The following is a 19685-nucleotide window of genomic DNA, read 5'->3' on the forward strand; positions in this document are numbered from 1 at the left end:
GGGTCGTGCTGGAAGCGGGCAACAAGCCAGAGGGCCTGAAAGGGCTGCGGGTGCTGGTGGCGGAAGATGAATTCGCCATCGCGATGTTCCTGGTGGACTATCTGGAACTGAAGGGGGCGCAGGTGGTGGGACCGGCCGGTGACCTGCAGGCGCTGGGGCGTCTGGTCGATGAGAACCCCATCGATGTCGCCCTGCTGGACATCAACTTGGGGGGTGAACTGGTCTACCCCTTGGCCGACCGCTTGGCGGACGCCGGCACGCCGTTCATGTTGACCTCCGGCTACGATGACAATCTGCCCAGCCGCTTCGCTGGCGCGCCCCGCTGTACCAAGCCCTATCACATCGAGGCACTGGTGCAGCAGCTGGCACGGCTGGTGGCAGGCCCGCAGGCTGCTGCGGGCATCGCCTGATTGCGCGGCATGTCACACCGCATCCAGGGTCTCCCGGCCGTTGAGCGCCCGGCGGGCATGCCGCCGCCGCTGCAGGCGCATGCGCGCCATGACGGCATGGCCGCCCGTATTGCCCGCCACGACTGGTCAGGCACGCCACTGGGTGCGATCGAGCGATGGCCGCCGCACCTGCGCGCCACTGTCGACCTGATGCTGGCCCACGGCTTCCCGATGATCGTGCTGTGGGGCGAGCAGCTGGTGCAGCTCTACAACGATGGCTATGCCGAGATCCTCGCCGACAAGCATCCGGGCGGGCTTGGCCAGCCCACCCGCGAGTGCTGGCCTGAGGTCTGGCACATCAACGGCCCGATCTACCAGCGGGTGTGGCAGGGCGAGACCATCACCTACGAGGACAAGCTCTATCCGCTGGCGCGGCGGGGGCGGCTGGAGGATGTCTGGTTCACCATCACCTACAGCCCCATCCGCGGTGAGGAAGGGCGCATCAACGGTGTGCTTGTCACCATGTTCGAAACGACCGCCGCGCATGTCGCGCAGGCGGCCCGCGAGCGCGAGGAGCAGAAGCGCCGTGAGAGCGACCGGCGCCTGGCGCTGGCATTCAAGGTGCTGCCGGTGGGCGTCTGCATTGTCGATGCCGAAGGCCGACTGCAACTGTCCAACGACCGGATGCGGACCTATCTGCCCACCGGCAAGGTGCCGTCCACTGATCGTCCCAACCACTACCGCTGGCAGGGATGGCACCCCGACGGCTCGCGCATCGAGCCCCATGATTTCGCCATCGCCCGCGCCCTGCGGGGGGAGACGGTGGTCCCCGGCCTGGAGTTCCAGTTCATCCATGACGACGGGCGCGCCCGCTGGACACGCGTCGCCGCTGCGCCGCTGCGCGATGCAGACGGCGAGGTGACCGGGGTGTTCGCCATTGCGGTGGATATCGACGACCTCAAGCGCGCCACCGAGCGCCAGGCGGTGCTGCTGGCCGAACTGCAGCACCGGGTCCGCAACATCATGTCCACCATCCATGCCCTTGCCTGGCGGACGCGCAGCACCGTGGCCAGCGTGGACGAGTACGCCGAGCGGCTGTGCGGGCGTTTGATGTCGCTGGCGCGCACGCAGAGCCTGCTGACCCGCGGCGGCAATGCCGGGGTCTGCCTGCGCGGGATGATCGAAGAGGAAGTGTCGGCGCAGATGCCGGGCACGGGCCTGTGCGAACTGCACGGTGAGGACGTGCTGCTGCCACCGAAAGCGGCCGAGGTGCTGTCGTTGGCCATCCATGAGCTGGCGAGCAATGCGCTGCGCTACGGCGCGGCCGCGCGCGAGGCGGGGCGGATCGAGGTGTCCTGGCATCTGCAGGTGCAGGACGCCGAACCGTGGCTGGGCCTGCACTGGTGCGAGCGCCATGCCGACGTGGAGGGCTGGGAAATGCCACGCCAGCGTGGCCTGGGCCGGGCGCTGATCGAGCAGCGCGTGCCCTACGAGCTGGCTGGCAGCGGCGAGCTGCACTTTGGCCCACAGGGGCTGGATGCGTGGATCCGCTTCCCGCTGCGCGAACGCGACAGCCTGCTGCAGACCGACGCTCCGGACACCGCGCCCCTGCGGTAAAAGGGGATTTATCCCCAATTTGGCCAAATTGGGTATAGTGTCGCTCATCCACCCCGCCTGGAGCCGTGCCATGACCCTGCCGCTGGATCTGCCTGGCCTTGAAAAGGCCCCGGCCTCGTCGGTGAAGACCCGGGGCTGGCCGAGCCTGATGCGCACCGTGCGCGAAAAGCAGGCGCTGGTCATCACCAACCACAACCACCCGGAAGCGGTGATCGTGGACATCCGCACCTACCAGGAACTGCTGGCCAAGGCCGCCGGCGGTGATGCCGGTGAGCGCAGCGAGGAGCTGCAGCGCCTGCGCAGCGAGTTCGACCAGACCCTGGCCGGGCTGCAGCGCGGGGAAGGGCTGGGCAAGGTGCTGGGCCAGCCGATCCGGCGCGGCCGCAAGGTCACCCTTGGCCGTCCGCTCTGATCGATGGGACGCATCCTGGCGTTGGCCGGTGTCAATGGCGCCGGCAAGAGTTCGCTGCTGGGCACCTGGCTGGACGCCGAAGGGCTGAGCTGGTTCAACCCGGACTCGTTCACCCGCCGCCTGGTCGACGCCGGCTGGCCGCTGCCGGACGCCAATGCCGAGGCCTGGCAGGAAGGCACCCGCCGCCTGCGCCAGGCCATGGCCGATGGCACCGACTTCGCCTTCGAGACCACGCTCGGTGGCAACACCATTCCGCGTCTGCTGCGTGAGGCCTGCGAGCGGCACCAGGTGGCGATCTGGTTCTGTGGGCTGGCCGATGTCGGGCTGCACGTCGCCCGTGTGGCCGCGCGGGTGGCCGCCGGTGGCCACGATATTCCGGTGGAGAAGATCCACGCGCGTTTCGATTCGGCGCGCGCAAATCTGCTGGAGCTGCTGCCGCACCTGGCCGAGCTGCATGTCTACGACAACAGCGCGCCGGCCGATGCTGACGGCTGCGTGGTGCCGCTGCCGGTATTGGCCATGGCTGCAGGCCAGCTGCATTACCCGGTCGCAGTGGCCGACCTGTTGCACACGCCGGGCTGGGCCAAGCCCATCGTGATGCGCGCGATGGAATTGGACACCCCGGGTGATTGATGCCGCACGGGGTGCGGAGTCGAACCCATGCTCGGCTGATCCCCTGGAAGTCAGCCGAGCACGGGCTCGGCTCTACAACGCCGGCTTCGCCTGCTCGGGCTCGGCAACGTCCGGCAGCGGCGGCAAGGTCGGGTCCACCGTCACCGGCACATCGCTCTTCAACAGCGCGGCTGCTTCCTTGTCGCTGCCAACCGCTGGCGGTGAACCGCGCAGCGGCAGGCCGGCGGTTTCCTTCACGAACAGCATGGTCACCAGGCCGATCACCGCCGCGCCCATCAGGTAATAGGCCGGCACCAGCGGGTCGCCGGTACGCTCCACCAGCCACGCGGTCACCAGCGGCGTGGTGCCACCGAACAGCGACACCGACACATTGAAGGCGATCGACAGCGCGCTGTAGCGCACCGGGGTGTAGAACAGCGCCGGCAGCGTGGACGGCATCGAGCTGGTGAAGCACACCAGCGCCAGCCCCAGCAGCATCAGGCCGAGGAAGATCAGCCCGTCGTTGCCGCTACCGACCAGCAGCAGGCACGGAATGGCCAGCACCAGCAGCGCGATGCACGCACCGATGATCATCGGGCGCCGGCCCAGCCGGTCACTGAACAGGCCGCCGACGATGTTCAGCGGCATCATCACCAGCATCACGATGATGATCAGCAGCAGGCCCTTGCTCTCGGCATAGCCCATCGTGACGCTGAGGTAGCTGGGCATGTAGGTCAGCAGCATGTAATCGGTCACGTTGAACACCAGCACCAGGCCCATGCACACCAGCAGCTGGCGGCCATGCACCTGGAACAGCGCGCCCAGCCCCGGCCGCTCGTGCTCACGCTTCTCGGCTTCCTCGGCGAAGGCGCGGAACGCCGGGGTTTCCTCCAGCTTCATGCGCATGTACAGGCCGAGCAGGCCCAGCGGGCCAGCCACCAGGAACGGAATGCGCCAGCCCCAGTCCAGCATCTGCTCGCTGCTCAGCAGCATGTGCAGCGCGGTGACAGTGCCGGCGCCGGCGATGTAGCCGCCCAGCGTGCCGAACTCCAGCCAGCTGCCCATCAGGCCGCGGTTGCGGTCGGTGGAATACTCGGCGATGAAGGTGGCCGCGCCCCCGTATTCGCCGCCGGTGGAGAAGCCCTGCACCACGCGCGCCAGCAGCAACAGCACCGGTGCCCAGATGCCGATGCGCTCGTAGGCGGGAATCAGGCCGATGGCAAACGTGCCCAGCGCCATCAGGATCATGGTGAACGCCAGCACTTTCTGGCGGCCGTAGCGATCACCCAGGGGGCCGAACACCAGGCCGCCCAGTGGCCGCACCAGGAACGCCACGGTGAAGGTGGCGAACGCAGCGATCACCTGCGCGGTGGGGTTGCTGGAGGGGAAGAACACCTGGCCGATGGTGACGGCCAGATAGCCGTAGACACCGAAGTCGAACCACTCCATGGCATTGCCGAGTGCGGCCGCGCCGACGGCGCGCTTGAGCATGGGCTTGTCGACGACGGTGATCTCATCGACCTTCAGGTGGCGGCGGCGTTTGAACCAGCCGAAATGGGCATGTGCATCGGGGGTGTCCTGCATGGGGGCTCCCTTGTAGGCAGAAGAGGGGAAATGAGCGGTGAGGTAGGTCCCGGAAATCGGAAACGGCGATGCAGGCGCAGGTGGCGCAGGGGCATCGGTGAGTGGCGTGGGGGCCGGGGAATGTGTGCAGGCACGACGCCACGCGCACGGCAAAGCACCGCCGCAACGGCGGAAACGCAGCAACAGGATCACAGCGGTCGCGCAGTCAGCGGCCGGAGGTCACAGCAGCGTGGGGAGTGCAGGCCGAGGGCCTGCGGGCGTCATCCGCCGGGATCCAGCGCGAGGCGATGGAAGAGCAGGGCGGGAGCAATCGTGGCAAGCGGAGCGCCGGTCGGCAGTGCTTCCCACGTAACAGGTGCGCCCGTCACGTAGTGGGTCGTGTCGATCATTCGTTCATCATAGCGGCATCGGCGTGAGCATGCAGCGAAGCGGACTGATCTGCACGCTGTGTTCCATCGCGCCTGTTCATGCGCGCGGCATGCAATGACAAGTGTTGAACGAACTCTGGCCGCGGCGCTCACGCGACGCTGTCTACGGTAGCGCTGAACGCAATCGAGAAGGAGCATTGCATGACCCGTCGCATTCCCGAAGGCACGTTGATCATCGTCGCCGATGGCGGTTCGGCCCGCGTGTTCACCAACGTCGGCAGCGAACATCAGCTGGCGTTGAAGCAGGAAGGTGAGCTGCGCCTGCAGGACATCAGCGAGCAGGGCGTCTCCGGTCAGGGCCCGGCTGGCGCGGTGCCCAAGGACATGTCCATTTCGCAGCTCAACGAGGCGACGTTTGCCAAGCAGGTAGCGGAGCAGTTGAACGAAGATGCGCTCAACAACCGCTATGCACACCTGGTGCTGGTGGCAGACCCGACCACGCTGGGCCGTATCCGCCCGCTGCTGCACAAGGAGGTCCAGGCGCGCCTGCTGGGCGATATCGCCAAGGACCTGACCAACGCCCCGCTGGCGGATATCCAGAAAGCGCTGGCGGCGTAACCGGCATGCCGTTCATGCGTGACTACCCGGCGGCGGAGCCTGCGGGCGCGGACGTGGAAGCTCAGGCGGGCTGGCAGCTGCTGGAGTTCGGTGCACCCTGGTGTGGCCATTGCCAGGCCGCGCAGCCCGCACTCCAGGCGTTTGTGGACGCCCACGATCTTGTGCATTGGAAGATCGAGGATGGCAAGGGAAAGCCGCTGGGGCGTGCGTTCAAGGTAAAACTGTGGCCCACCGTGGTGCTGCTGCATGACGGCCAGGAAGTGGCGCGCGTGGTGAGGCCGGTCGACAGCGCCGACCTCGCCACCTTGCAGGGCGCATTGCCAGATTGAGGGCAGCGATCGCTGCGTGCGGTGCGCACGGCGTCGAGCAGGCTCGGCTGCATCGCGGTGTAGTGATAGGTCACCTTCTCCGCTTCCGCACGCAGCTTCTGCAACAGGCACCGCCCATGCTGGCTCAGCATGACCATCGCGTTGGCGATCTCTTTGGCGTTGTAGCCCATCGGTGCGGGCGGCTTCGGCTCGGGGCCGTACTGTTCGCCGATGAGGATGGCCATGCCTTCGGCGCTGTTGAGGGCGTGTTCGATGCGCTGGAAGAGCGACTCCATGGCCGGACTGAGTGGACGTTGGGTCATGCGGGAACTCCTTGGGAAGCGAGGGCCACCGCAAGGGTGGCGGGCGGTGCGAGGTTGGAACTTCGGCTGAGCTACGAGAAAAGCCGGAGGGCCATGCGGCCGCCGCACACCGCCCGCCGTAGTTACGGCAAGCAAATCTCGTAGCTCAAAACGGGGTTCCAATCCCGGCAGCGGGATGTCCGCTGCGGCGCCATCTTGTACGGGTCACGACGTGGAATGCTCATTGATGCTTTCTGCCAAACGGGCAGAATCGAAAGGTCACGTCACTCACCGCTGCAGATCCCGGCAAACAAGTGTCTGACGCGACAATCCCTGTCGCGCCCTTCACGCCGTGGCCGCGAACCCCAGTCCGGCAGCCACACCTCCCGCCTTGATATCAACCCGCAATCGAATCGACCGCGGGCTGAAGGCGACCGATTACCAGCTGTAACTGACACCCACCTGTGCACTGGTCTGGTGAGAGCCGCTGGCCTTCTGCAGCGACAGCCCACCCCAGGCGCCGATGCCGTTGGCAAACTTCACCGACGCACCGCCGCTGAACTCGCCACGGCTGCGCGGCACGCGCGCATCGGCGATCTCGTCATCCATGCGGATCTGCGATTCGGCGCGGGTGTGCAGCCAGTTGGCAGCAAGGTACGGCTGCACCTCCGCCGCGCCATTGCCCCAGCGGGTCACGCCGGACAGGCGCAGGCCTGCACGCCCGAACACGCCATTGGCATTCTCGGTGCTCACCACCGTGCCGTTGGCCTCGGTGTGGCGGTTGCTGTCCCAGCGGCTGTAGCCCACCTGCAGCTGCGGCTCCAGGTAGATGCCGCCGTTGTTGGCACCGCCCACACGGAACGCGTAGCCGGTTTCCACCGCCCCCTGCCAGGCACGGCTGTCGTAGCGTTCCGTATCCAGGCCGATGCCTTCCACGCGATTGCGGAACTGCGCACGCTGCAACGAGCCGTCCACATAGAAGCCTGCATACGGGTCGGCACCGTTGCCGCCGCGCCAGGTACCGTAGATGCCCAGCGCCTCGCCCTTCACCTTGCCGCGGGCGTAGTAGCCGGTCAGCTCATTGGTTGAGGTGCTGCTGGCGTTGCCGCTGGACAGCATCACGCCCACGCTGCTGCCCGAATCGTGACGCCACAGATCGGCACCGACGGTCAGTGCCTGGCTGTTGCCCCGGATGTCGAGCTGGCGGCTGATGGCATCGAAGCCGTTGCGCGAGCCATCCACGCGCGCCCAGGCGCGGCCGGCATTCTGGCCGGCATGGCGATCGTGGTAACCCAGCCGGAACATGGTCTGCGCCGCCTGCAGGTTGGCCAGGTAGGCGCCGGGCTCGGGGCGCAGCACCGGCTCCGGATCGACCGGATTGCACTCGGGCAGGCTCGGATCGACCACGCACGGGTCCGGCTGGGTCGGCAGCTGCGAGCGCAGGTACCAGTTGCCATCAGCGCCGGTACCCTTGTGCAGGAAGTACTCGTACTGGCCACCCACCGCGCGCCCGGCCAGGTTGAACTGGCCGTTGGAAGCGCCGCCGACGGAGATCAGCTCGATGCCCTTGTCGGTCTGCGCACCCGCGCCGCCGACATTGTTGACGCGCACGTTGGCCGTGCCGCTGGTGTCACCGCCGATGATCAGTTTGTCGGTGGCTGCGTCGTCGCCAGCCAGTACGGTGTTGAAGACGATCGTGCCATCGGCACCGCTGAAGTTGCCAGCCACGTTGAGGGTGTGGAAGGCGGAACCGTCGCCGAGGGACACAGTGCCGTTACCGAGGCTGAGCGCACCGATCGTGGAATTGCCGGTCATGTTCCAGGTGGCCGTGTCCAGCGTGGTACTGGTGACGTTGGTCATGACGCCGGTCAGTACCGCGCCATTGGAAAGCTTGGCGTGCAGCTGCGAGGTTGCATCGGCACGAAGCGTACCCTGCAGTTGTGACGCGCCGACGTTCAGATTCAGCGTACCGCCATCGACGGCTTCAGCAATCACGCCATTGCCGCCGCTTACAGTGCTGCCGTTTAGAACGTTGACAGTGGTTGGGGCGATGATCCCTGCACCGCTGACAACAATGCCCGAGCCGTTTCGACCGGCGACGCGTGACTTGTCGATGGTGAGGACGTTGTCACTGATCGGACTGGTGGGAGTTCCCCCGATGTCCTTCACAACGATGCCGTTCTCATCCCCCATGACGGAAGATCCGTTGGTGATGTTGACGCTTGAGTTCGAGAAGACTGCCAGACCGGACGAGATTTCGGACGGTAGGAGGCCGGCTCCGATGCCGGTTCCATCAATCGTCGTGTTGCTCAGGGTCAGTACGCCACCTTGAACATAGCCTCCGATTCCTTGGCCGATGATGCTCGAGTCAGTGACAGTTGCGGTGCCGGCAGCGCCACCAGAGATGCCATTGGTTACCGCCAATCCCGCGGCGCGGCTGTTCTGTATCCGGGTGCCGGCGATCGTTGCGCTGGAGGAGGCAATCTGGACGGCGGCAAACGGATCGGTGGCGGTGGCTGCTGCCCCCGTCATGGCGAGCGTGGATCCGTCGCTGATGCCTACGGATGTGGCGGCGCTGCCGGTGTTGAACGTCAGTGTGGCACCGTGGGCAGACCAGCCTTCAATGGGGTCTCCAGCATTGACTGTTGCGCTTTCACCCGGGTTGAGGGTGCCGGCCTGGCTGGGACCGGCAACGGCAAGGCCGGCGGCAATGGCCAGCGCAAGGGAACGGCGAACAGCGATCTTCATGACGTACTCCTGTTGGAATCAGAACCTCAGGAAAGGGGACCGCGTTCACTCGTCAGCGTTAATGAGACGCCGAGATGTTGTGAAGCCCAGGTGATACCCGTGCCCTTTTCCGGCCCGCCCGACGCAAACTGCGCGAGAGATCACACAACGGCAGGAAATGTCGTCACTCGCTTTGCCGCGCCGTTTTGGGCACGGGGACAGTGTGGTGAAGGGGGATGGATCGATCCATGCAATTAATTGCAGTCTTCATTCGCCATAGGCTGTGTGATTGGAACCGTTCAGCCGCACCGCAACATGCGGTGCCAGAACGCGGGTGCTAGGATCTGACCACCACCTGAATCGATCCAAATGCCGATGCCCACGCTGGACCGTCGTCTCCTGATCGCTTTCGCCGCGACCGCCATGCTTGCCTCCGGGGCGGTGCTGGCGGCTCCGTCGACATCCGCCGCCGAACGCGCCTATGGCTCGGTCGACCCGTTCATCGGTACCGGCGGGGAAGGCCATACCTACCCGGGGGCGACGGTGCCGTTCGGCATGGTCCAGCTCAGCCCGGATACGCGTATCCAGCCGCGCGAGAAGGCCTACGGTTGGGCGGCCGGCTACCGCTACGACGACAGCAGCATCGTCGGCTTCTCGCACACCCATTTTTCCGGCACTGGCCATTCCGATCTGGGCGACATCCTGCTGATGCCGTTCACCGGCAGTCCCGGCCTGGAGCGTGGCGATCCCGAGAAGCCGCGCAGCGGCTATGCCTCCCGCTTCCGCCATGATGACGAGAAAGCGGAGCCGGGCTACTACGCGGTCACCTTGGACGATTACAAGGTGCGTGCCGAGCTGACCACCAGTACCCGCGTGGGGGTGCATCGCTATGCGTTCCCCAAGGGCACCGACGCCAAGGTGCTGCTGGACATGCGCACCAGCATGTACGACTACCCGGGCAAGGTGCTGTGGTCGCGGGTGCGGGTGCGCGCCGATGGCACGGTGACCGGCTTCCGCGCGACGCGCGGCTGGGCACCGGGCCGCCAGCTGTATTTCGCGATGCGTTTCTCGCGGCCGCTGGCCGGCCATGAGCTGCACAACACCGAGCAGGACATCGTCTATAAAGGCTTCCCGCCGCCGGGCGAGAAGGATCCGGCGCAGCGCGCCCAGATCGAAGGCCGGCAGCTGGTCGGCACCTTCAACTTCGGCAAGCTGGACGCACCGCTGGTGGTGAAGGTAGCCATCTCGCCGGTCAGCGAGGCCGGCGCCATTGCCAACCTCGACGCGGAAGTGGCCAACTTCGATTTCGATCGCGTGCGTGCACAGGCGAAGCAGGACTGGACGCAGGCGCTGTCGGTACTCGATATCGATGCCCCCGAGCATGCGCGGCGCAGTGCCTATACCGCGCTGTACCACACGATGCTGGGGCCGACGCTGTTCATGGACGCCGATGGCCAGTACCGCGGTCCGGACAACTCGGTGCACAAGGCCGACGGCTTCACGCACTATTCGACGTTCTCGCTGTGGGACACCTACCGCGCGCTGCACCCGTTGCTGACGCTGGTGCAGCCTGAGAAGCGCAACAGCGACTTCGTCAATTCGATGCTGGCCCACCATGAGCACAGTCCCTACGGCATGCTGCCGGTGTGGTCGTTCCATGGCCTGGAAGACTGGTGCATGATCGGCTACCACGCCGTGCCGGTGATCGCCGATGCCTACGTGAAGGGCATTCGTGGCTTCGACGCCGACAAGGCATTGAAGGCGATGGTCGAGACCGCCAACTACGGCCCGTATGACGGCATCGCGCAGTACCGTGAGCTGGGCTATGTGCCGATCGACGAGGAAGGCGAAGCGGCCAGCAAGACGCTGGAGTACGCCTTTGATGACTGGACCATCGCACGCATGGCGCAGGCGATGGGCAAGGCCGATATCGCGGCCACCTTCGACAAACGCGCGGGTAACTGGCGCAACGCGTTCGACAAGGACACCGGCTTCATGCGCGCGCGCAAGCGCGATGGCAGCTTCCGTACGCCGTTCGACCCCAGCGCCAGCGGCTACGGCACCGACTACACCGAGGGCAACGCCTGGCAGTACTCGTGGTACGTGCCGCAGGACGTTGCCGGCCTGGCGGCAGCCCACGGTGGCAGCGACAAGCTGCTCGCGCGCCTGGACGAGGTGTTCAACGCCAAGGTGGATCCGTCCATCTTCGAGCACATGGAAGACATCACCGGGCTGATCGGCTGGTATGCACATGGCAACGAACCCAGCCACCATGTGGCCTACCTGTACTCGTACGCTGGCCAGCCGTGGCGCACCCAGGCGCGCCTGAAGCAGATCATGGACACCCAGTACGCCGACCGTCCGGATGGCCTGGCCGGCAACGATGACGTCGGCCAGATGTCGGCGTGGTATGTGTTCACCGCGCTGGGCTTCTACCCGGTGGCACCGGGCTCGGGCGAGTACATCCTCGGCCGCCCGTTCCTGCCGAAGACCGCGATGCGCCTGCCCAACGGCAAGACGTTCACCATCGTGGCCGATGGCCTGGATGACAGGCACACCTATGTGGGCAGCGTGAGCCTCAACGGCAAGCCGCTGCAGCGCACCTTCCTGCGCCATGACGAGATCCTGGCTGGCGGCGAACTGCGCTTCAGCATGCAGGCCGAGCCGAACAAGGACTGGCCGGGGCAGGGCGCGCAGGCGCCGTACTCGATGAGCCGGTGATGCGGGGCGGCACCGCATTGCCGCCGTCATTGCCCCGCACCTGGTAGGCGCTAACCGTGGTTGGCACGCGGAAGATCAACGGCGCCCACCAAGGTGGGCGTCTACCGGAATCCGTGGGTCGCGGTGCTTTTGGTAGGTGCCAACCTTGGTTGGCACGCAGGACGTCAACGGCGCCCACCAAGGTGGGCGTCTACCGGAACGCGTGGGTCGCGGCGCTTTTGGTAGGTGCCAACCTTGGTTGGCACGCGGGACATCAACGGCGCCCACCAAGGTGGGCGTCTACCGGAATGCGTGGGTCGCGGTGCTTTTGGTAGGTGCCAACCTTGGTTGGCACGCGGGACATCAACGGCGCCCACCAAGGTGGGCGTCTACCGGAATCCGTGGGTCGGGGTGCTTTCGCGAACGGAAACGCAACCCCACGCGCGCGCCACCGAGCGGCGCCGTTTCGATCATCAATATCGCGCCATGCCGCTGCGCGATCTCGGCCACGATCGCCAGCCCCAGCCCGCAGCCATCTCCCTCGCTGCTGGCCCGGTAGAACCGTTCCGTGACGCGCGCGCGCTCGGCTTCGGCGATACCTGTACCGTCATCGTCCACCCACACCTGCACGCCCTCGGCATCCCGCTGTAGTCCCAGGGTGATCACACCGGGCACGGCACCGTAGCGCAGCGCGTTGTCCAGCAGGTTGCCCAACGCTTCGCGCAGCAGCTGCGGATCGCCCTGCACCTGCACGCCGTCGTCTGGCCCCTCGTAGCCCAGGTCAACGCCCGCCGCCAACGCACGGTCGGCGTAGCGCTCCACCACCCCGCGTGCCAACGCAGCCAGGTCCACCGGTTGCAGTGGCAGTGCACTGCCATGCGGATCTTCCGAGCGGCTGAGCATCAGCAGCTGGTTGACCAGATGCTGCAAGCGGGCCAGCCCGGCCAGCGTGCCGGACAGCGCCAGCTGCTGGGCCTGCGGGTCGTGCTGGCGCAATGAACTCTCCAGTTCCACCTGCATCGCCGCCAAGGGCGTGCGCAGCTGGTGCGCGGCATTGCTGACAAAGCGCCGCTGCGCATCCTGCATCGCGTCCAGACGCTGCAGCAGCGCGTTGTAGGCCTCCACCGCCGGCCACAGTTCGCGCGGTGCCTCCTGCGCGGGCTCCAGTGGCGCCAGCGGGTCCGGGCGCGGGCTGGCGAGCCGCCGCGCCACCTGGTTGGCATGGCGTGCAGCTGCGCCGGTACCGGACCAGGCCAGCCACGCGGCCAGCGCCAGGATCGCGGCCTGGAACGGGATGCTGGCCAGCAGCAGCTTGCGCTCCAGGCGATGGCGCTTGCGCAGCGTCTCGGCCACGCGCAGGCGGATATCGTGGCCCGGCCCAGCGCTGACCACGACCTCGACCATGCGCACCGGCTGCCCACGCAGGCGCGCGTCGTAGTAGACGGCATCGTCGCTGCCGGCAGCGATCGCGGGGCGGGGCAGCGCTTCGGGCAGGTCCCCATACAGGCGCCCGCCCGCAGCGTCGACCACTTCGCCATGCACTTCGTCAGCGGTATCCCAGGTGAACATGCGCGACACCGCGGGCGTGATCTCGATCGAGGCACGCCCGTCCTGCACCTTCACCAGCTCGGACAACGACATCGCCGAGTCCAGCAACCAGCGGTCATAGACCTGGCCGGCATAGAAGCGGGCCAACGCGAATGAACCGATCGCGCTGCACAGCAGCAGCACCAGCAGGGGCAGCCACAGGCGGCGCAGCAGCAGGCCACGCAGGCTGTGCACACGCTCAGTCACCACCGGCTTCCAGCCGATAGCCCAGGCCACGCAGCATGCGGATGCCGACGCCGGCGCGCGCCTGTTCCAGCTTGCGGCGCAGGCGGCTGACATGCACTTCGATCACTGACAGGTTGGCCTCGTGATCCCAGCTGTACAGCGCGTCGAACAGGCGCTGCTTGGTGACGGTGCGGCCAGGATGCTGCATCAGTGCCTCGACCAGCGACAGCTCGCGCGCGGTCAGTTCGATGCGCTGGCCTTCCACCTGCACTTCACTGCGGATGCTGTCGAAGCACAACCGGCCCAACCGCTTCTGCGCCGGTGCGTCGCTGCGGCGACGCGACAGCGCACGCAGGCGGGCTTCCAGCTCACCGAGTGCAAATGGCTTGGCGAGATAGTCGTCGCCACCGCGGTCAAGGCCGAGGATGCGGTCCTCCACGCCATCGCGCGCCGTGAGGATCAGCACCGGCAGTGTGACACCGTCGTTGCGCAGGCGCGAGAGCAGGTCGAGGCCATCGACGTCGGGCAATGAAAGATCGAGCACCATCACGTCATACGGCGCGCTGGCCAGTGCAGCCGGCGCGTGCAGCCCGCGCGAAAGGTGGTCGCACAGATGGCCGGCGCCCTGCAGGGCGCGGATCAGTCCATCGGCCAGGGCGGCGTCGTCTTCGATCAGCAGGATTCGCATTGCAAGCTTCGTGCAAGGTTGGGGCAAGTTTGGCGCAAGTGCGTCACCTTACCGTGACGTGCATGAATTTCTCCCGTCGTCTTGCGGCCCTGCTGGCCGCCCTTTCGTGCGCGCCTGCGGCTTCGGCGCTGTCCTTGCAGGATGCACAGCGTGCAATGGAAGCGCACAACCCGGACCTGCGCGCGGCGGCATTGGAACTGCGTGGGGTGCAGGGCGATGCGCTGACCGCTGCGTTGCGGCCAGCTGCCGAGCTGTCGATCGGCAGCAGCAAGATCAGCCCGAAGCACGGCATCGGCCCGGGGCGCTGGCAGGACAAGCGGGTGGACAGCACGCTGGGCCTGGGCTGGACCTGGGAGCGCGGCGGCAAGCGCGCATTGCGCATCCGCCAGGCGGACGCGCTGCTGGAAGTGGCCGGGCTGGACATGCTCGATACCCGGCGCCGGCAGCAGGTGGCACTGCATGAAGCCTATTTCGGCCTGAAGGGCGCGCAGGAGCGGGCGCAGATTGCCGAGGCCAACCGCCAGAGTTCGGCCGAACAGATGGCGGCGGCCGACAAGCAGGTGGCCACCGGGGCGATGGCGCCGGTGGATCGCGCGCGGATGGCGGTGGACCATCTGGCGGTGGCCGATGCGGCGCGCGAGGCGGCCCTGGATCTGCGTGACGCGCGGCATGCGCTGGGCCTGCTGCTCGGCAGCGATGACAGCCGCGACCTCAGTGCCGATGACCCCTGGCCGGATGCCAGCAGCGTGGCCAAGGTGCGCGCGTTCGATCCGCAGCAGCGTGCCGATCTGCGCGCGGCACGCTCGCGCCTGGCCGCCGCCGACGCTGGCGTGGCCCTGGCACGTAGCGAGCGCCACCGCGACATCCAGCTGGGTGTGGAGGCCGAGCGCGAGCCCACCGATATCAGCGGTGTCACCTGGGGCGTGTCGTTGACCATTCCGCTGGGCGGCCCGTCGCGCGCACGCGGCGCGATCCAGCGTGCCGAGGCCGACCGGGACAGCGCCGCGCTGGAACTGCAGCTGCTGCAGCGCGAAGCACACGCTGAACTGGACCAGCTGCAGGCCAGCGTGCAGTCCGCCGCGCAGCGCCGCAGCGACTACGAGGGGCTGCAGTCCGACGCTGCGCGCAAGGCGGTAGAGGGCATCGAACTGGCCTATCGCCGTGGCGCCGCCAGCCTGACCGATCTGCTCGACGCGCGCCGCAGCTGGCGCGAGTTCGAGGCCGCGCTGATTGATGCGCGTGCCGACCATGCCATTGCCCTGGCGCGCTGGGAAGCGGCCACATCCGTTGCTGAAGGAGAGTCCCGATGAAGTCCACCGTCGCCCATCGCCCGCGGGCGCGACATGCCATGCTGCCGGCCCTGCTGGCGCTGGCCCTCCTCGGCGGCTGCGGTCGCGAACCGGCGTCGTATACCGAGGATGCGCCGCAGGTCAGTGCCGGCCAGATCCTGTTTCCGGCCGGCAGCCGCCAGCTGGATGTACTGCGCAGCGAGCTGGTGACCGCCGGTGCCAGCGCCAGCCTGCAGCTGCCGGGCCGGGTGGTCTGGGACGAGACCCGCTCCAGCGCGCTGCGCACCCCGCTGGCGGGGCAGGTGGCGCGCATCGAGGCACAACCGGGGCAGAAGGTGAAGGCCGGCCAGGTGATTGCCTGGATCACCTCGCCCGAGTTCGGCCAGGCCCAGGCGGAGGGCGTGCGTGGCCGCGCCGAGCTGCAGCAGGCGCGCAAGGAGCTGGAGCGCACCCGCGAGCTGCATGCGGCGGGTGTGGCGTCGGGCCGCGAACTGGACGAGGCCGAGGCCAACTTCGCCGGCAGCCAGGCCGATCATGCGCGTGCAACCGCCTTCGCCAAGGCATATGGCAATGGCCAGCGCGTCGACCAGCGCCTGCCGCTGCGCGCGCCGATCGATGGCGTGCTGGTGGAGCGACGGATGAGCCCGGGCATGGCGGTCAGCCCGGACAGCGAACAGCCGTTGGCGGTGATTGGTGATCCGGACCGCCTGTGGTTGCTGCTGGATGTACCGGAGAGCCTGGCCGGACGCCTGAAGGCGGGCATGCAGGTGAGCGTGCCCGGCGCCGATGGACAGCCGCAGCAGGCGACCCTGCAGCACGTGGATGACTTCGTCGACAGCGAGCGCCGCGTGGTGCAGGCGCGCGCCGAACTGGACAACCGTGCGCGCGGTTTCAAGGCGGGCCAGTACGTGCGTGCGCAGGTGGCAGTGCCGGCCGAGGGCGGTGTCTCGCTGCCCGATGCTGCGGTACTGCTGATCGACGGCAAGCAGGTGGTGTTCGTGGAGGAGGCCAAGGGCCGCTTCGCGCGCCGGGCCGTGCGTGCCGAGGAGCTAGGTGATGGCCGCCTGTGGGTGCGCGAGGGCCTGGCCCAGGGCGCCAGGGTGGTGGTCGAAGGGGGCCTGTTGCTGCAGCAGCTGGTCGACAGTGCGCCCGCTGCCGCCAGCACCGGGACGGGGCATGCCGCGCCATGATCGATCGCCTGATTGCCTATTGCCTGCGCCAGCCGCTGATGGTGATGCTGGCGCTGCTGCTGTTCATCGGCGCTGGCATTGCCGCGTTCCGCGTGCTGCCGGTGGAAGCCTTTCCGGATGTGTCCGACACCCAGGTGACGGTGGTATCGCTGCACCCGGGCCGGGCCGCCGAAGAGGTGGAGCGCGAGGTGACGATGCCGCTGGAAGTGGCACTGTCCGGCATCCCGCATTCGGTGCGGGTGTTCTCGCATACGCAGTTCGGCCTGTCGATGATCATCCTGACCTTCGACGACAAGGCCGATGATTACTTCGCGCGGCAGCAGGTGCTGGAACGCCTGCAGGGCGTGGAGCTGCCGGAAGGGGTGACGCCGGAGCTGGAGGCGATGAGCTCGGCGGTGGGCGAAATCTACCGGTACGTGCTGAAAGGCCCGCACCTGACGCCGACCCAGCTGCGCACCGTGCAGGAATGGACGATGGAGCGCAGCCTGCGCACCGTGCCGGGCGTAGCCGATGTGATCAGTTTCGGCGGCTTCGCGCGTACTTTCCAGGTCAAGCCGGACCTGGACAAGCTGCGTGACCGCGGCATCAGCCTGGGTGAGTTCGCCGAGGCGCTGGAGAAGGGCAGCTCGAACGCAGGCGGCGGCTACGTGGAACGTGGCCAGCAGCAGTTCCTGATCCGCGGCGTCGGTCTGATGCGTTCGCCGGCCGACATCGGCAACGTGGTGGTCGCGCAGCGCAGTGGCACGCCGATCCTGGTGCGCGACCTGGCCGGCATCGCCGATACCGGCCTGCCCCGGCAGGGCCTGGTCGGCCAGGATGAAAACGACGATGCGGTGTTCGGCATGGTGCTGATGCGCAAGGGCGAGAACCCGTCCGACGTGCTCGACGCCCTGCATGCGCGCATCGCCGAGATCGAAGCGAACCAGCTGCCGGCCGGGGTCAGCATCGAGCCGTTCTACGACCGCTCGTGGTTGGTCTCGACCACGCTGAAAACCGTCTTCAGCAACCTGCTGGAAGGCGCGGTGCTGGTGTTCCTGGTGCTGTGGCTGTTCCTGTACAACGCCCGTGCCGCGCTGATCGTGGCGGCGATGATGCCGCTTGCGCTGCTGTCGACCTTCCTTGGCCTGCATCTGTGGGGCGTGCCGGCCAACCTGCTGTCGTTGGGTGCGATGGACTTCGGCATCATCATCGATGGCGCGGTGATCGTGACCGAGCACATCGTCTCGCGATTGTCGAAGCTGCCACCTGCGGCCGATCGTAAGACACGGTTCTCGACCATTCTTTCGGCAGCGTCGGAAGTGGGGCGGCCGACGTTCTTCTCGATGCTGATCATCATCGCCGCGCATATCCCGATTTTCACCCTGCAGCGCCAGGAGGGCCGCATGTTCGCGCCGATGGCGTACTCGGTGACCTCGGCATTGATCGGCGCGCTGATCCTGGCGCTGACCGTGGTGCCGTTGTTCTGCTACTGGTGGCTGCGGCGCGACCGCATGCGCGACGGCAATCCGCTGATGGACCGCCTGACCGGCTGGTACCGGCCGGTCCTGGAGCGCGCACTGGCCCGCCCGCGTGCGGTAGTGCTGACCGCGGTTGCGCTGCTGGTCGGCACGCTGGCATTGGGCACGCGGCTGGGTTCGGAGTTCCTGCCCGAGCTGGACGAAGGATCGATCTGGCTGACGGCCACGCTCGACCCGAGCACCAGCCTGGGCGAAGCGCAGCAGCAGTCGCGGCGCATCCGTGAGCTGGTCGGCACGTTCCCGCAGGTATCGACGGTGGTGGCCAAGCTGGGACGCCCGGAAGACGGCTCCGATGCCAAGGGCGCCAACCAGATCGAGGCGCTGGTGGCGTTGAAGCCGGAGAAGGAATGGCCGAAAGGCGTGGACAAGCGACAGCTGGTGAGCGATCTGCAGCGCACGCTGGAGCAGCGCATTCCGGGCCCCGAGTTCTCGATTTCGCAGCCGGTGCGCGACAACATCCTGGAGAGCATCTCGCAGATCAAGGGCCAAGTGGTGATCAAGGTCAGCGGCTCAGATCTGGACGTGTTGAACCAGCAGGCGCAGGCGATCCTCGGCCAGGTACGCGGCGTGGAGGGCGTGGAGAGCGCCTTCATCGACCGCGACGGATCATTGCCGCAGCTGCAGATCGAGATCGACCGCGACCGCGCCGCGCGCTATGGCCTGAACGTACGCGACGTCGACGAAGTGATCGAGACCGCACTGGGCGGGCGCCAGGTCGGCGAGCTGTGGGAGGGTGACCGCAGATTCCCCATCACCCTGCGCCTGGACGATGCCGATCGTGACCTGCAGCGGCTGCGTACGGTGCCGGTTGGCATCGGCGATGGCCACACGGTGACGCTGTCCGACGTGGCCGACTTCCGCATGGCCAGCGGCGCGATCAACATCTCGCGCGAGAACGCACAGCGGGTGAAGGCGGTGAGCATCTTCATCGCCGGCCGCGACATGGGCAGCGTGGTGGCTGACATGCGCAAGCGCGTGGATGCCAGCGTACAGCTGCCGGAAGGCTATCGGCTGGAGTGGTCCGGCGAGTTCGAGAACCAGCAGCGTGCGATGAAGCGGCTGGGCTGGGTGATTCCGCTGTCGGTGCTGATCATCTTCGTGCTGCTGTTCGATGCCTTCAAGGACATCAGCAGCGCCGCGCTGATCCTGGCCAACGTGCCACTGGCGATGATCGGCGGCATCCTGGCCCTGTGGCTGACCGGCATTCCGCTGTCGGTGTCGGCGGCAATCGGCTTCATTGCATTGTTCGGGCAAGCGGTGCTGAACGGCGTGGTGATGCTCAGCCGCTTCGCCCAGTTGCGCGAGCAGGGCATGGACCTGCTGCAGTCGGTGGTGCAGGGCTCGCTGCAACGCCTGCGCACGGTGCTGATGACCGCACTGCTGGCGATGTTCGGCCTGCTGCCGATGGCGACCTCGCATGCCATTGGCGCCGAGACCCAGAAGCCGCTGGCGGTGGTGGTGATCGGTGGCCTGCTGTCGGCGATGCTGCTGACCCTGCTGGTACTGCCCACGCTGTACTACTGGGTGCATCACCGCCGCGAGGCCCGCACGGGCTGACGGCGATATCCGGCTCTCCGCCCGGTAGAGGCCA

Annotated in this window: 15 protein-coding genes; 10 read left to right on the forward strand and 5 right to left on the reverse strand. The window is 67.2% G+C overall.

Annotation, left to right across the window (positions count from 1 at the left end; translation table 11 throughout):
• Window positions 1–5: 5 nt before the first annotated feature.
• The 4 genes from AC5JLE_RS13445 (at window position 6) to AC5JLE_RS13460 (ending at window position 3051) form a co-directional block, all read left to right on the forward strand.
• The gene (locus AC5JLE_RS13445) at window positions 6–410 is read left to right on the forward strand and encodes a response regulator (RefSeq protein WP_014647345.1); all 405 of its coding nucleotides are present in this window, start codon (window positions 6–8) and stop codon (window positions 408–410) included.
• 9 nt (window positions 411–419) lie between these two features.
• Window positions 420–2006: a sensor histidine kinase gene (locus AC5JLE_RS13450; protein ID WP_046430927.1), complete on the forward strand. Its 1587-nt coding sequence runs from the start codon at window positions 420–422 to the stop codon at window positions 2004–2006.
• A 70-nt stretch (window positions 2007–2076) separates the two neighbouring features.
• Window positions 2077–2418, forward strand: coding sequence for a type II toxin-antitoxin system prevent-host-death family antitoxin (locus AC5JLE_RS13455; protein WP_014647343.1), 342 nt, complete (start codon window positions 2077–2079; stop codon window positions 2416–2418).
• A gap of 3 nt (window positions 2419–2421) precedes the next feature.
• On the forward strand, window positions 2422–3051 hold the full coding sequence (locus AC5JLE_RS13460) for an ATPase (RefSeq protein WP_014647342.1): 630 nt from the start codon (window positions 2422–2424) through the stop codon (window positions 3049–3051).
• A gap of 72 nt (window positions 3052–3123) precedes the next feature.
• Here AC5JLE_RS13460 and proP read toward each other — a convergent pair whose 3' ends face one another.
• Together proP and AC5JLE_RS13470 are read right to left on the reverse strand one after the other, a co-directional pair.
• Complete coding sequence (proP, locus tag AC5JLE_RS13465; protein ID WP_046430926.1) at window positions 3124–4614, reverse strand: glycine betaine/L-proline transporter ProP; 1491 nt, start codon at window positions 4612–4614, stop codon at window positions 3124–3126.
• A gap of 260 nt (window positions 4615–4874) precedes the next feature.
• On the reverse strand, window positions 4875–5003 hold the full coding sequence (locus AC5JLE_RS13470) for a hypothetical protein (protein ID WP_496065367.1): 129 nt from the start codon (window positions 5001–5003) through the stop codon (window positions 4875–4877).
• 180 nt (window positions 5004–5183) lie between these two features.
• On the opposite strand from AC5JLE_RS13470, the gene AC5JLE_RS13475 reads away from it, so the two are divergent.
• Together AC5JLE_RS13475 and AC5JLE_RS13480 are read left to right on the forward strand one after the other, a co-directional pair.
• The gene (locus tag AC5JLE_RS13475; protein WP_014037377.1) at window positions 5184–5600 is read left to right on the forward strand and encodes a host attachment family protein; all 417 of its coding nucleotides are present in this window, start codon (window positions 5184–5186) and stop codon (window positions 5598–5600) included.
• A 5-nt stretch (window positions 5601–5605) separates the two neighbouring features.
• Window positions 5606–5929, forward strand: a complete 324-nt coding sequence (locus tag AC5JLE_RS13480; protein ID WP_049407275.1) for a thioredoxin family protein — start codon at window positions 5606–5608, stop codon at window positions 5927–5929.
• A 719-nt stretch (window positions 5930–6648) separates the two neighbouring features.
• Here the strand turns inward: AC5JLE_RS13480 and AC5JLE_RS13485 are convergent.
• Window positions 6649–8403 carry an autotransporter family protein gene (locus tag AC5JLE_RS13485; RefSeq protein WP_496065368.1) on the reverse strand — a complete coding sequence of 585 codons (1755 nt, stop codon included), beginning with the start codon at window positions 8401–8403 and terminating at the stop codon, window positions 6649–6651.
• Window positions 8404–9306: 903 nt separating this feature from the next.
• Between AC5JLE_RS13485 and AC5JLE_RS13490 the strand changes: the two genes are divergently transcribed.
• Window positions 9307–11658: a GH92 family glycosyl hydrolase gene (locus AC5JLE_RS13490; RefSeq protein ID WP_496065369.1), complete on the forward strand. Its 2352-nt coding sequence runs from the start codon at window positions 9307–9309 to the stop codon at window positions 11656–11658.
• A gap of 342 nt (window positions 11659–12000) precedes the next feature.
• Here AC5JLE_RS13490 and AC5JLE_RS13495 read toward each other — a convergent pair whose 3' ends face one another.
• A complete protein-coding gene (locus AC5JLE_RS13495; RefSeq protein ID WP_496065370.1) occupies window positions 12001–13431 on the reverse strand; it encodes a sensor histidine kinase in 1431 nt (476 codons plus the stop codon).
• Window positions 13424–14098: a response regulator gene (locus AC5JLE_RS13500; protein WP_262217391.1), complete on the reverse strand. Its 675-nt coding sequence runs from the start codon at window positions 14096–14098 to the stop codon at window positions 13424–13426. Before AC5JLE_RS13500 ends, AC5JLE_RS13495 begins: the two co-directional genes overlap by 8 nt.
• 62 nt (window positions 14099–14160) lie before the next feature.
• Between AC5JLE_RS13500 and AC5JLE_RS13505 the strand changes: the two genes are divergently transcribed.
• The 3 genes from AC5JLE_RS13505 to AC5JLE_RS13515 are packed head-to-tail and all read left to right on the forward strand — an operon-like array spanning window position 14161 to window position 19651.
• The gene (locus AC5JLE_RS13505) at window positions 14161–15408 is read left to right on the forward strand and encodes a TolC family protein (protein WP_495223143.1); all 1248 of its coding nucleotides are present in this window, start codon (window positions 14161–14163) and stop codon (window positions 15406–15408) included.
• Window positions 15405–16577: an efflux RND transporter periplasmic adaptor subunit gene (locus tag AC5JLE_RS13510; protein WP_164110028.1), complete on the forward strand. Its 1173-nt coding sequence runs from the start codon at window positions 15405–15407 to the stop codon at window positions 16575–16577. The genes AC5JLE_RS13505 and AC5JLE_RS13510 overlap by 4 nt, the downstream gene beginning before the upstream one ends.
• The gene (locus tag AC5JLE_RS13515) at window positions 16574–19651 is read left to right on the forward strand and encodes an efflux RND transporter permease subunit (protein ID WP_496065371.1); all 3078 of its coding nucleotides are present in this window, start codon (window positions 16574–16576) and stop codon (window positions 19649–19651) included. The genes AC5JLE_RS13510 and AC5JLE_RS13515 overlap by 4 nt, the downstream gene beginning before the upstream one ends.
• Window positions 19652–19685: the final 34 nt, after the last annotated feature.

It is taken from the genome of Stenotrophomonas sp. (genome assembly GCF_059505245.1).